The organism is Maribacter confluentis (genome assembly GCF_030505015.1).
In the GTDB taxonomy this organism is placed as follows: Bacteria; Bacteroidota; Bacteroidia; order Flavobacteriales; family Flavobacteriaceae; genus Maribacter; species Maribacter sedimenticola.
This window is the reverse complement of the sequence record NZ_JAUKUC010000001.1, coordinates 311873-325108: the sequence shown is the minus strand read 5'-3', so window position 1 is coordinate 325108 and position 13236 is coordinate 311873. Positions and strand designations below refer to the sequence as shown.

The 13236-nt window shown below is 36.8% G+C and carries 9 protein-coding genes; 7 read left to right on the top strand and 2 right to left on the bottom strand.

Annotated features, from left to right (window positions below):
* The first annotated feature begins 44 nt into the window (after nt 1–44).
* Nucleotides 45–1001: a lytic transglycosylase domain-containing protein gene (locus tag Q2T41_RS01595; protein ID WP_304434564.1), complete on the top strand. Its 957-nt coding sequence runs from the start codon at nt 45–47 to the stop codon at nt 999–1001.
* A 5-nt stretch (nt 1002–1006) separates the two neighbouring features.
* Here Q2T41_RS01595 and Q2T41_RS01590 read toward each other — a convergent pair whose 3' ends face one another.
* The gene (locus tag Q2T41_RS01590; RefSeq protein WP_144800733.1) at nt 1007–1522 is read right to left on the bottom strand and encodes a DUF2892 domain-containing protein; all 516 of its coding nucleotides are present in this window, start codon (nt 1520–1522) and stop codon (nt 1007–1009) included.
* Nucleotides 1523–1777: 255 nt separating this feature from the next.
* Between Q2T41_RS01590 and rpmH the strand changes: the two genes are divergently transcribed.
* From rpmH to Q2T41_RS01570, 4 genes are all read left to right on the top strand, one after another.
* Complete coding sequence (gene rpmH / locus Q2T41_RS01585) at nt 1778–1945, top strand: 50S ribosomal protein L34 (protein WP_027067351.1); 168 nt, start codon at nt 1778–1780, stop codon at nt 1943–1945.
* A gap of 89 nt (nt 1946–2034) precedes the next feature.
* Nucleotides 2035–4887, top strand: a complete 2853-nt coding sequence (carB, locus tag Q2T41_RS01580) for a carbamoyl-phosphate synthase large subunit (protein ID WP_089260110.1) — start codon at nt 2035–2037, stop codon at nt 4885–4887.
* A 219-nt stretch (nt 4888–5106) separates the two neighbouring features.
* Nucleotides 5107–6402, top strand: coding sequence for a hypothetical protein (locus tag Q2T41_RS01575; RefSeq protein WP_304434556.1), 1296 nt, complete (start codon nt 5107–5109; stop codon nt 6400–6402).
* 52 nt (nt 6403–6454) lie between these two features.
* The gene (locus Q2T41_RS01570) at nt 6455–7672 is read left to right on the top strand and encodes a Pycsar system effector family protein (protein WP_304434554.1); all 1218 of its coding nucleotides are present in this window, start codon (nt 6455–6457) and stop codon (nt 7670–7672) included.
* Nucleotides 7673–7711: 39 nt separating this feature from the next.
* On the opposite strand, the gene Q2T41_RS01565 is transcribed toward Q2T41_RS01570, so the two are convergent.
* On the bottom strand, nt 7712–8062 hold the full coding sequence (locus Q2T41_RS01565) for a GIY-YIG nuclease family protein (protein WP_089260593.1): 351 nt from the start codon (nt 8060–8062) through the stop codon (nt 7712–7714).
* 389 nt (nt 8063–8451) lie between these two features.
* On the opposite strand from Q2T41_RS01565, the gene Q2T41_RS01560 reads away from it, so the two are divergent.
* Both Q2T41_RS01560 and Q2T41_RS01555 read left to right on the top strand, forming a co-directional pair.
* Nucleotides 8452–11520: a SusC/RagA family TonB-linked outer membrane protein gene (locus Q2T41_RS01560; RefSeq protein ID WP_304434552.1), complete on the top strand. Its 3069-nt coding sequence runs from the start codon at nt 8452–8454 to the stop codon at nt 11518–11520.
* 17 nt (nt 11521–11537) lie between these two features.
* Nucleotides 11538–13199, top strand: a complete 1662-nt coding sequence (locus Q2T41_RS01555) for a RagB/SusD family nutrient uptake outer membrane protein (protein ID WP_304434550.1) — start codon at nt 11538–11540, stop codon at nt 13197–13199.
* The last annotated feature ends 37 nt before the right edge of the window (nt 13200–13236 follow it).

The window sequence follows — 13236 nt, the reverse complement described above, 5'->3', positions numbered from 1 at the left end:
TTGGTAGAAACCTATTAAGGTTGAAAAATTTTAAATTGTCATATATGAAAGTCATAAAAAATATATTGATGCTTTTGGGTGTCGTTTTTGTAGCGGGAACTTTAATTTTTGCCGTACAATCTACTAGTGTAAATAATTTAAACGCTACAGTGGTTGCCAATGATAGTGTACAAATTAATGTAGCATCTGAGTATAGAATCTCGTCTATAGATATTCCGGAGGACTTAAATTTTGCCGGCGAGGTGGTACCACAGCAAGATCCAGAAATTATGGAGCGTGTGGATAGGGAATTTTTGGTCAATACCTATTGGCAGTCCAATGCCTTATTGTTAATGAAAAGGGCGAACAAATATTTTCCGATCATAGAACCAATATTGGCTAAAAATGGTATTCCAGATGATTTTAAATATTTGGCAGTTGCGGAAAGTGGTCTTACCAATGTGGTTTCACCCGCAGGTGCAACAGGATTTTGGCAAATAATGAGGGATACTGGTAGGGAATACGGTCTTGAGGTTAACGCTAACGTAGATGAACGCTATCATTTGGAAAAGTCCACGGAAGTTGCCTGTAAATATTTAAAAAAATGGAAGGAGAGGTATGGTAGTTGGGCATTGACAGCGGCAGCATATAATGCAGGCCCTGGGGCCGTGAACAAATATTTAAAGATTCAACAGGTAGATACGTATTGGGATCTTTTATTGGGTAGCGAAACCGGTAGGTATGTATTTAGGATTATGGCCATTAAGGAAATACTTTCCAATCCTGAGAAATATGGATTTCATATAGATAAGGATGATATGTATACCGCAGTACCGACCTTTACGGTAGAGGTAGATACACCTGTAAGTGATTTTGCCGACTTTGCACAGGAATACGAAATCAATTACAAAATTTTAAAGCGCCACAATCCTTGGTTAAGGGAACCCCATTTAAATAATGCCTCCGGTAAAAAATATACTATAGAAATTCCTAACAAAGGATACTATGTAATGGCTAAGTAAAAGAACTAGATTTTTTTCATTTGTTGTTGCATCATCTTAATCTGATCGGTCAACATATTGTTTTTGTCCAATTTTTTAGCTTCGTTCAGTAACGTAGTTGCCTCTCTTTTACGTCTTTTTTGCATGGCTATACCGGCAAGGCTTAGTTTGGCCATGGCTACATCATAATCCATGGTCAGGCCAAGTTTTAGGGCTTTCTTAAAATATTTTTCCGCTTGGGTAAGATTGGTCTGTGAGAATATAATGCCATGTAGGTAATTAAAATATCCCTGTTGTTTTACGGTCAATGCCGCTTCTGGGTTTTTAATTTTATCGAGCCATTTCTTAGTTCCTTCCAAATCTTGTTTTCTCATGCGCATAAATGCCAAAAGAATGATTTCATTTCTGAAATAAAGGAAGATAAAAATAGTGGATAACAACAGAAGGCTTATACCATTACCTATATATCCTTCTATAAATTGATAAATGGCAAATGCAATGATGAGTCCGGCTATGACTAATTTTAAATTTTTATTGAACATGTTTTAGGTTTGTTTTTATCTAATTGGTTGTTGGCCTATACTATGGTATGTACATGTAAGTCCAATAAAATATAGGCAACGGCACTACTAAAGTTTAATTCTGGCAAAATTAGTCAAAAGCATTGTTTTCAGCCGTACGGAATTATAAAAATATTTTTTTCATAAGCACTTGCCAAAGAAAAAACTCTTTGTATATTTGCGCCCAGTTTCACAGAGGATTCTGTAAAATATCAAATAATAGAAAAGGTTTAAGAGATGCCCGGACAAAAAAGAACATATCAGCCGTCAAAGAGAAAGAGAAAGAACAAACATGGTTTTCGTGAGCGTATGGCTTCCGTAAACGGTAGAAAGGTTCTTGCTAGACGAAGAGCAAAAGGAAGAAAGAAATTGACTGTTTCCTCTGAAACAAGACATAAAAAATAATGATTGTATAGTTTTTAAAATATTTAGGTGTTACTTTTCTGAAAGTAACACCTTTTTTTTGACCAATTCCCAAAATATATATTTCAAAAATGCCGAAAAGAAAAGATTTAAACTCAATTTTATTAATAGGATCAGGCCCAATTGTAATAGGCCAAGCATGTGAATTTGATTATGCCGGTAGTCAGTCTTTGCGTTCATTACGAGAAGATGGTATAGAGACTATCTTAATTAATAGTAACCCGGCAACCATTATGACGGATCCCTCTATGGCGGATCATGTATACTTAAAACCATTGACCACAAAATCTATTGTTGAAATTTTAAAGGCCCATCCACAAATTGATGCGGTTTTGCCCACCATGGGAGGTCAAACAGCATTGAATCTTTGTATAGAGGCCGATAAAAAGGGTATTTGGGAAGATTTTGGAGTAGAGTTGATCGGTGTGGATATCGATGCAATCAATATAACCGAAGATAGGGAGCAGTTTAGGGAACTTATGCTGAAAATTGGTGTAGGCATGGCACCACAAGCAACGGCAACCTCATTCTTGCAAGGAAAGGAAATTGCCCAGGAATTTGGATTTCCATTGGTAATTAGGGCTTCATATACACTTGGCGGTGCGGGAGCTTCCATTGTTTATAAGGCAGAGGATTTTGACGAACAGTTGAGTTATGGTCTGGAGATTTCACCTATTCATGAGGTAATGATCGATAAGGCCTTGATGGGGTGGAAAGAATATGAGCTGGAACTATTAAGGGACAAGAACGATAACGTCGTAATTATCTGTGCTATAGAAAATATGGACCCAATGGGTATTCATACCGGAGATTCCATAACCGTGGCGCCGGCAATGACCCTATCTGATAAAACATACCAAAAAATGCGTGATATGGCCATTCATATGATGCGCAGTATTGGAGATTTTGAAGGAGGGTGTAATGTGCAGTTTGCCGTTAGTCCAGATGAGAAAGAAGATATTATAGCAATTGAGATTAACCCACGTGTATCAAGGTCATCGGCATTGGCATCCAAAGCTACTGGGTATCCTATAGCAAAGGTTGCAACTAAATTGGCAATAGGTTATACGCTTGATGAATTGGATAATCAGATTACAAAGTCTACATCGGCATTGTTTGAGCCAACTTTGGATTATGTCATCGTAAAAATACCTCGTTGGAATTTTGATAAGTTTGAAGGTTCGGACAGGACTTTAGGGCTTCAGATGAAATCCGTAGGGGAAGTTATGGGTATTGGGCGTTCATTTCAAGAGGCCTTGCATAAAGCAACTCAATCCCTGGAAATAAAACGAAATGGATTGGGAGCGGATGGTAAAGGCTATAAAAATTATGAGCAGATCATCAGTAAATTGACCATTCCAAGTTGGGACCGTGTTTTTGTGATCTATGACGCCATTCAAATAGGAATTCCGTTGAGTAGGATTCATGAAATCACCAAAATAGATATGTGGTTCCTAAAGCAATATGAGGAGCTTCATTTCTTGGAAAAGGAAATATCCAAATACACCATTGCAACTTTATCTAAGGATTTGTTGTTAGAGGCCAAGCAAAAAGGCTTTGCCGATAGACAAATTGCCCATATGTTGGATTGTTATGAAAGCGAAGTTTATAACAAACGTACCGAACTGAACATCAACAGGGTGTATAAACTGGTAGATACCTGTGCCGCAGAATTTAAAGCAATGACACCGTATTACTATTCTACTTTTGAAGCAGAAATTGAAACTGCTGAAGGTGCCCGTTATGTGGAGAATGATAGTATAGTTACCGATAAAAAGAAAATTGTAGTTCTAGGTTCGGGACCTAACCGTATTGGTCAGGGTATAGAATTCGATTACTGTTGTGTACATGGTGTTTTGGCCGCGGCAGAATGTGGTTATGAGACTATAATGATCAATTGTAATCCAGAAACGGTTTCTACAGATTTTGATACTGCGGACAAGCTATATTTTGAGCCTGTATTCTGGGAACATATTTATGATATCATCCGTCATGAAAAACCAGAAGGTGTAATTGTTCAGTTAGGTGGTCAAACCGCATTGAAATTGGCGGAGAAATTATCCAAATATGGTATTAAGATCATAGGCACTAGTTTTGAATCGCTAGATTTGGCAGAGGATAGGGGAAGCTTCTCAGAGCTGTTAAAAGAAAATGATATTCCTTTTCCAAAATTTGGGGTAGCAGAAACGGCAGATGAAGCATTGACCCTTTCAGAAGAATTGGATTTTCCATTATTGGTAAGACCCTCTTACGTATTAGGTGGTCAGGGAATGAAAATTGTAATCAACAAAGAGGAATTGGAAGAGCATGTTGTGGACCTTCTTCGCAAAATACCAAATAATAAATTATTGCTTGACCATTATCTAGACGGTGCAATAGAAGCAGAGGCAGATGCCATTTGTGATGGGGAAGATGTTTACATTATTGGTATTATGGAGCATATTGAGCCTTGCGGTATACATTCCGGGGATTCCAATGCTACATTGCCACCTTTTAACTTAGGGGAATTGGTAATGCAGCAGATAAAGGATCATACCAAGAAAATTGCATTGGCATTGAATACAGTAGGTCTAATCAATATACAATTTGCTATCAAGGATGAGGTAGTCTACATTATTGAAGCCAATCCAAGAGCATCACGTACGGTGCCGTTTATAGCAAAAGCGTATAAGGAACCTTATGTAAATTACGCTACCAAGGTAATGTTGGGTGAAAAAAAGGTCAAGGATTTCACATTTAATCCGCAATTGGAAGGTTTTGCAATTAAACAACCGGTATTCTCCTTCAATAAATTCCCTAATGTCAATAAGAATTTGGGGCCTGAAATGAAGAGTACAGGTGAAAGTATATTATTTATAGATAGTCTTAAGGACGATGAGTTTTACAATCTTTACGCAAGGCGTAAAATGTATTTAAGTAAATAAAAAATTTAAATCAGAAAATTTGGGGTAAACATGGCCAAGGCCGTTGTTTACCCCTTTTTTTATACCGGATTTTTAGTGTAACGATAACTTTCGGCAATACCCTATAAAACCTATAATATCCTTTTAAAATTATTGTTTAAGGTTAAAATAAAAATTTATAGCAAACTAAGTTCGTTCAAAAAATAGGTAATCTTACAGTATGGGAATCTAACTGTAGAAATGGGAAAAAAAGTTCTTTTAGCTGTAATTATTGTGATAGCACTTTTTGTGGGTTTCAGTTATTGGTCGCTTTCAAGTACTTCTAAAACCTTCGACACTTGTGAAATTGTTGGTCGTGAAGAAATGAAACAAATCAATTTTAGGGAATTTGATTCTGTTTTGGTTGCGGCCAGCACACTTTATGAAGGCAATACTATAAAGAACATAATGCAAGGAGAGCAATATAGAAAAGCGTGGTCAACTCCAGTAAAAGTACCTATCGTCTTTTTGGATACCTTACTTGACGGGGTACATATTTTAGAAGAGGGTGGAGGTCACCAGACACATTCCTTAAAGCTGAAAACAGCAGATGGTACATTGCTTACCCTTAGAAGTGTTAGTAAAGATCCCTCGCCATTAATTCCTAAAGTGGCAGAATCACTTGGATTGGAAAATATAGTGGTGGATGGTATTTCTGCACAACATCCTTATGCAGCCTTGGTAGTCGCCAAATTAGCTGATGCGGCAAAAATATTAAATACCAGACCACAGTTGGTCTTTGTTCCTGAACAGGACTTTTTGGGCAATTATAACGAGAAATTCGGTAACCGTTTATTTCTATTGGAATATGAGACAGAAGGAAACGCACAATGGTTAGGATTAAATGCGGTAAGGACATTGCTTGACACTGAGGATCTGCAAGAACTTAAATTTGAGAAAAATAAAAATGTAATTATTGATCATACCGCCTTGGTAAGGGCCAGGTTGTTCGATCTGCTTATTGGTGATTGGGACCGCCATTCCAAACAGTGGGGTTGGGCAATCAAGGATAGTTCAGAGATGAAGGTAGCAATTCCCATGCCCTGTGATCGAGATAATGCGTTTTTTAATCTTGAGGGTGTACTCCCCACATTAATTTCCAATAATACATTTCTGCCGGAGGTTCAATCATTTGAAAGTGATATCGATTTTTTAAAAGGTTTGGTTTCTCCCTTTGATATTTATTTTATGAAAGATTTTGATAAAAATATTTTTAAGGTGGAAGCTAGGGAACTGCAAGTATTATTATCAGATAAGGAAATTACCAAGGCATTTGCGGTATGGCCTAAAGAAATTCGTGAATTGGATGCCGATAATTTGATTGGTAAAATAAAGCAAAGAAGGAATGATTTGGTAACCTATGCCAAGGAATTTTATGATGTTGTTGCTTCCGCAGAACCAGTAACCGAACCATTAAACGGCTCAGAGGATTTAAAGTTGAATGACACCCAATTGGCCTGTTTCAGTTGTTCGGGGAACGATAACAATAAAAGATAATAAATCAAAACATTAAAAGTCATAATCAAGAAATAAGGTAAATACCACAAGTATGAATTCTACCCATGTAAAAAAAGCGGCCAAATATGTAAAAATTTTGTTAGCGGAACAATTGAATAAAAATTTTCTTTTTCATAGTCAAGGGTATACCAATAAGTTGGTGAAAAAAGCGGAATTGATTTTAGAGGAGGATAACACCCAAATAGATCAAAATCTTGTATTGGTCGCAATTTATTTTTTAAATGCAGGATACGCTAAAGATTATGATGGGCACATTACAGAAAGTGTGCAATTGGCCGTAGATTTTTTAAGGCAAGAAGAAGTTGCGGAAGAAGAAATAGATCAAGTTGGTAAGCTTATTGAAAAAGCTTGGTCCAATGAACATCCTACAACTAATGAGGAAGCATTGGTTAAGGATATCAATACCTATTTTTATGCTTCTAATGTTTTTGAGGAACTTTTACAATTACTGCGTTTAGAACTTCAAAATTTTGAGAAAAAAGTTCCCGATCTGCATACATGGCGAATGGAATATGTGGAAAAACTTAGGGTTCAGCATACGTTCTATACGGATTATGCCAAGGAAAATTGGCAGGAAAAAAAGGAAGATAATATGCTTTCCTTAATTTCTTCCATCCAAAAAGCGGAAAAGAATTATAAAAAAGAGACGCTAAAGGCAAAATTGAAAGATGAAAGTCCTCAACGTGCTATACAATCCCTTTACCGTATTGAATTAAGAAACCATATTAAATTAAGTGATATAGCAGATACAAAAGCAAATATTTTACTATCGGTCAATGCTATTATCATTTCATTGTTATTGGCCAATCTTTTGCCCAAGTTGGATGCGCCCTCCAATTCATATTTAATTTACCCAACAGTAATCTTTATATTGTTTAGTATTGCTTCTATGATTATGTCCGTTTTAGCAACCAGACCCAAAGTGGATAACGCTAATCTTATGGAAGATGATATAAAGAAAAAGGATACCAATTTTTTATTTTTTGGCAACTTTCATTCAATGGATCTTTCAGATTTTAAATCAAAAATAAGGAACATAATAAAAAATAAAGAGTCAATATATGACTCCTTGACCATGGATCTTTACTATTTAGGAAAAGTACTTCAGCACAAGTATAGATTGCTACGTTGGACCTATACCATATTTTTGGTTGGCGTTATATTATCCGTAATTGCTTTCGGCTTCGCTTTAAAATATTTTGGTATGGAGGATGAACTGTTAGATGCCGTTACTCCGGCAGTACAATAGATTATGAAAAACGTGTAATGCTTTACAGGACAATCTATATTAATTGAACCAGACCGCATATTTTTTTCTGCGCAATTCCAATGCCAATTGTTTTTCCATCTTTAACGCCTCTACTTTAGTTGGTATTAATGGTATATGATTGTATAGGCTTCCCCTAAGATATAGCCCATATTTTCTTACGATGGATGATGAAATATTAATTCCTTTTTTACTTAATGTGCCGTTTTTATGTTGTTCAAAACGTTCTTTGGGTGTTTTGCTGGTCATACCTACATACAAACATTCCAGGACACCATTAAATTGAGGGTTGGCCTCCCTGAACTTTTTGTTTTCAGTATATATTTTCTTGGATAGTTCAATAACATAAATGGAATATTGTGCTTTTGCCATACCTAGTGGAGTGAATATAATTATAACAATTCTACATACAAGTTAGGGTTTATAAACCAAAAGAAAATCAACCTTTTTGCATTATATAGGCGATTATCTTTTTTAAAATCGCAATAGTAGGGTGTACAATTTACTAATCTTAATAAATCCATGTCAATATTGTTTTGTTTTGCTAAAATTCATACTATAAAATTGAAGAAAATGCATGTATTTTTTTAAAAAATACATCGTTTGTAAACAAAATGTTAATTTTTTAAAACTTATAAATAGCTGAAAATCAAGTAATTAATTGTTTTGTAAACTTTAAATCCATGTTTCGGAATGATTTGTCCATATTAATTTCCTTAAGGTAAAATATATTAGGTCCGTAACTACTAAACAATCAACTTATGAACGGACTTAAAAAATTAATATGGGTCATTTGTCTGGGCCTGGGCTCTACGTTATGGGCCCAAGATCAACTCTCTGGGGTTGTGAATGATGAAACCGGTACTCCTTTACCCGGGGTAAACATTATGGTAAAAGGAACCTCTAACGGAACGGTAACTGACTTTGATGGAAATTATCAAATAAGGGTTTCTAAAGGAGAAACATTGGTATTCAGTTATCTAGGTTTTAAGGGTCAAGAAATTATATACCAAGATCAAACTACAATAGATGTAATTCTTGTAGAGGATACGGCAAAACTAGATGAAGTCGTAGTCATTGGTTATGGGTCCGTTAAGAAAACAGATTTAACGGGCGCTGTAGCATCTATTGGAGCAGAGGAATTAACGGAACAGCGTAGAACGGATTTGGGTCAGGCGGTTCGTGGAACGGTTGCCGGTGTAGATGTAAGGCGTTTAAATTCCAAGCCTGGTTCACCGTTATCCATTAGGGTAAGGGGTAATACGGTAATTACCAATAGTAACCAGGCAAATGCGGATGGGCAGAGTGATGATGTTACGGCAGATTTATCCAGACCTTTATACGTGGTAGATGGGATATTCTTGGATAACATCAATATTTTAAATCCTGCGGATATTCAACAAATGGATATTCTAAAAGATGCTTCGGCCACTGCTATTTATGGATCAAGGGGAGCTAACGGTGTTGTTATAATTACCACCAAGAACGGTATTGAAGGTAAAACACAATTTTCATATGACGCCTCTTTTGGGGTAAGTTCCGCGAGCAATTTGGTGGATATCATGTCCGGGGATGAATATATTGAATTTATAGATGATAATTTAAGGGCACAGCAATGGAAGGCAGAATGGTTGAATAGTTCAACACCAGATCCTACCCCTGCAGATTTTGATAATTATACGATTAATAGAAGCCAATCATTCTTTGATAATGGGGAAACGGACAATATCGCCAATAGAAATTATTTTGATTGGATAGACTATATTACCAGGACAGCGGTTCAGTCAAGCCATACAGTTTCTATGTCCGGAGGGCAAAATGGTTTGGTATACAACAGTTCTATAGGTTACTTAAAAGATGAGGGTGTCGTAGGTAATGACCAGGCATATGAGCGGTATACCGCCTCAACTTCCTTGTCCAAAAAGATGAATCGTTTTACCATTGGTCTAAGGGCATATCTCTCCTATTCAGAACAAGAAAAAGGAAGTAGGGAACTATTTAGAAGCGCCTATAGATTGCCGGTTACCGCAGATCCTTTTGATGATAATGGTGAATTGATATTATATCCTGATAACGAGGACCAGCGATTCGTAAATCCGTATTATGAGGTAAACGGGGCATGGAAAAACAATCAAAGGATTTTAAATGTAATCTCTAATTTCTATGTTCAATATGAGCCTAGCGATTGGTTAAAGTTAAAAACTACGTTCTCCCCTAATTTATCATCTACCAGAAATGGTGAGCATAGGGGGTTACTTACTAAATCTGCAAGAAACGATCCCTCCAGGACCAGGGCTTATTATGGGGTAGATTTAAGGAACTCATATACATGGGATAATACGGCCGATTTTAATTTTGACATTACGGACAAGCAGAAACTGGGTGCAACATTAATCACTTCTGTATATTACAACCAATTGGAAGGAAATAATATAGAAACCAGGAATGTTCCGGATTTTCACGGTTTTTATAATACAAGCGCCGGTACGGATGTTAGGCAATATAGTTCTTATTATGAAAAGGAAACCACGGCTTCTGTTGCAGGACGTATAAATTACAATGTCAATGATAAGTACTTGTTCACTTTTACAGGTAGATATGATGGAGCTTCTAAACTTGCCGAAGGTAATAAATGGAATTTCTTTCCATCCGCTGCTTTTGCATGGCGTGCCAGTGAAGAGCAATTTTTACAGAATGCAGATTGGTTGACCAACTTAAAATTCAGGATCAGTTATGGTAAATCCGGAAACTACAATACGGTATCGCCCTATAGATCGTTTGCTTTCTTGAACAATAGCAATTATCTATTTGGTGATGATCTAACGAACGGAAATATTGTAAGCGGTCTTTCAAATCCGGAATTGACATGGGAAGTTTCAGACGAGGTGAACCTAGGTGTAGATTTTGGTATGCTGAACAACAGGGTTAATTTTTCGTTGGAATTATATGACAAGACCACGGAAGGTGCCATATTTTCAAGAAACTTGTTGAATGTTACCGGATTTAGCAGTGCGGTAGGGAATTTTGGTTCTATGAACAATAGAGGTATAGAATTTACCTTGAATACCAAGAATATACAGACAGAGGATTTTAGCTGGAATACAAGTTTAAATTTTGCCAAGAACAAAAATGAGATTTTGAAGCTGGAAGGAGATTTGGACTTACAAGTATTTGGTAGGCATAGTGCCTTAATAGTGGGCCAGCCATCAGATGCTATATATTCTTATGAAAAGGATGGTATTTGGCAAATAGACGAAGCAGCTGAGGCCGCAGTATATAATGCAGTACCAGGGGAACATAAGTATGTTGACCAGAATAATGATGGTATACTAGATGCCGCCAATGATAAGGTCGTAATTGGGACTACGGCACCGGATTGGACTGGGGGTATGACCAATAATTTTAAATACAAGAATTTGGATATGTCAGTGATGATGTATACAAGACAAGGTGTTTTTGGCCATTCGGAATTTCATCAACATCATGATACCAATGGTGAAACGAGGTTTAGTAAGATAGATGCTGCCTATTGGACACCTGATTCACCAAATGCAGATAACCCGTTACCGGGAATAGGCCCAACACAAGGCGAATACTTTTTTGAGGATATGTCTTTTGTGAAAATTGGAAATATTGGTCTAGGCTATAGTTTTCCTGCAACCTTGTTGGATAAGTTTCATATGACCAGCGCAAGGTTGTCCATAGATGTTCAAAATCCTTTTACGTTCACTGATTTTCAAGGACCCGATCCAGAAACAGGTTTACAGAATTCATATGATATGAGTTTTCAGACCAGGACTACCTTAATTGGTTTAAAAGTAGCATTCTAAAAATAAAATTTAAGAAAATGAATAGATATAAAAAAAATGTAGGGCGGTTGCTTATGCTTGCAGCTCTAGCTGTTACTGCCTATTCTTGTAATAAATATATTGAAGAGGAAAATTTCTCTAATTTAACAGGGGAGGATTTTATAACGGAAGACAATGCAGATAGGCTGGTTGTTGGTGTGTATAACTCATTACGGGCCGTGTACAAAGGATATGATATCCATATGCTCGGTACGGATATATTTACCTCCCAGGGCAATGTAAATACAGATTTACAACCTTTAAACGTATATGTAAACATTAATAGTAGTACAGGGGAGTTTGCCAATGAGTGGCGGGATAATTATAATGTTATCAGTAAAGCCAATATTGCAATAAACCGATATACCAATGAAATAGAATGGACACCTTCTAATATTCCTGCAAGGGACAATGGTATTGCACAAGCTAGAACAATGCGTGCTATGGCTTATTTTAATCTGGTGCAACAGTTTGGTGGGGTAGTACTTACCTTAGAGGAAATCAATGAAATTAGTTCTGATTATGTCCGTGCTAGTGAGCAGGAAACATATGCACAAATAATTACCGATTTAGAAGAGTCCATTCCAAATTTGGAGGATGCGCCCGCAACCGGCAGACTTTCAAAGAGAGCGGCACAGCATCTATTGGCAAAGGTATATTTGACTAGGGCTTATACATCTTTTGGAGATAGTAATGATTTTAGTACGGCCGCAAGTTTGGCGGAAACCGCTATAGGTGGATATGATATCAGAACACAGAGTTATGCTGAAGTTTTTGATTATGACAATCAGGTAAACGATGAAATCTTGTTTTCCATTCAATATGGTTTCGGAGGAGATTTTCAGGATAGAAACAACACCAAGCATTCAATCATAAGATTTGCAGTGAATGAATTACCGGGTATGAGTAGACAAAACCCATACGGTATAAGAGGTGGTGATGTTATGCCTACAGAATTTTTCTATTCCCTTTTTGATGAAAACGATACCAGGGATGAGGCAACCTTTCATAGGGTATTGTATACAGATACTGAGGATGCGGTAGGTACGGATAACATTGCGGTTGGTGATACCATCATCTATTTTCCAAAGCAGGCGATTTCAGAAGATGACCTATCGGATAAACTAAACAGATACTATGTGTATCAGCCAGATGAATATTACTTTAATGATTCGCCGGAAAATGTGGCCGGAGTTAATTATCAGTATACGGATAATACAATCTTTGCAAATTTCCCGATATTCAAAAAATTTGAAGATGTTGGTTTTGATGAGCTTGAAGGCGGTTACCGGGATACTTTTGTATTTAGGATTGCAGAAACGCATTTAATTGCATCAGAAGCTTATTTGGGAGCGGGAAGTCCGGCACAAGCGCTTTTCCATATCAATATTGTAAGGGAAAGAGCAACAGGAGAAGCGGATTTTTATGCTACCGTAACAATTGATGATATTTTAAATGAAAGAGCCCTGGAACTAGCCGGTGAAGCCAGTAGGTGGAACGATTTGAAAAGAACCGGAAAATTGCAGGAGCGTATTAATCAATACAACCCGCATGTAGTGGACCATGGTTCATTTGATCCATCTGTTCATTTGTTAAGACCAATTCCGGCCACGGAAATTATTTTATCCAATAATAACATTGAGCAAAATCCTGGATATTAAAAGCATACATGAAAATTTGTTAGTTGAGTGAGCAGTT

Excerpts from the sequence above, each read along its gene's own strand:
- Q2T41_RS01595 (WP_304434564.1), top strand. The coding sequence starts at position 45 with ATGAAAGTCATAAAAAATATATTGATGCTTTTGGGTGTCGTTTTTGTA.
- Q2T41_RS01555 (WP_304434550.1), top strand. The coding sequence starts at position 11,538 with ATGAATAGATATAAAAAAAATGTAGGGCGGTTGCTTATGCTTGCAGCT.
- Q2T41_RS01565 (WP_089260593.1), bottom strand. The coding sequence starts at position 8,062 with ATGGCAAAAGCACAATATTCCATTTATGTTATTGAACTATCCAAGAAA.
- Q2T41_RS01560 (WP_304434552.1), top strand. The coding sequence starts at position 8,452 with ATGAACGGACTTAAAAAATTAATATGGGTCATTTGTCTGGGCCTGGGC.
- carB (WP_089260110.1), top strand. The coding sequence starts at position 2,035 with ATGCCGAAAAGAAAAGATTTAAACTCAATTTTATTAATAGGATCAGGC.
- Q2T41_RS01590 (WP_144800733.1), bottom strand. The coding sequence starts at position 1,522 with ATGTTCAATAAAAATTTAAAATTAGTCATAGCCGGACTCATCATTGCA.
- Q2T41_RS01570 (WP_304434554.1), top strand. The coding sequence starts at position 6,455 with ATGAATTCTACCCATGTAAAAAAAGCGGCCAAATATGTAAAAATTTTG.
- Q2T41_RS01575 (WP_304434556.1), top strand. The coding sequence starts at position 5,107 with ATGGGAAAAAAAGTTCTTTTAGCTGTAATTATTGTGATAGCACTTTTT.
- rpmH (WP_027067351.1), top strand. The coding sequence starts at position 1,778 with ATGCCCGGACAAAAAAGAACATATCAGCCGTCAAAGAGAAAGAGAAAG.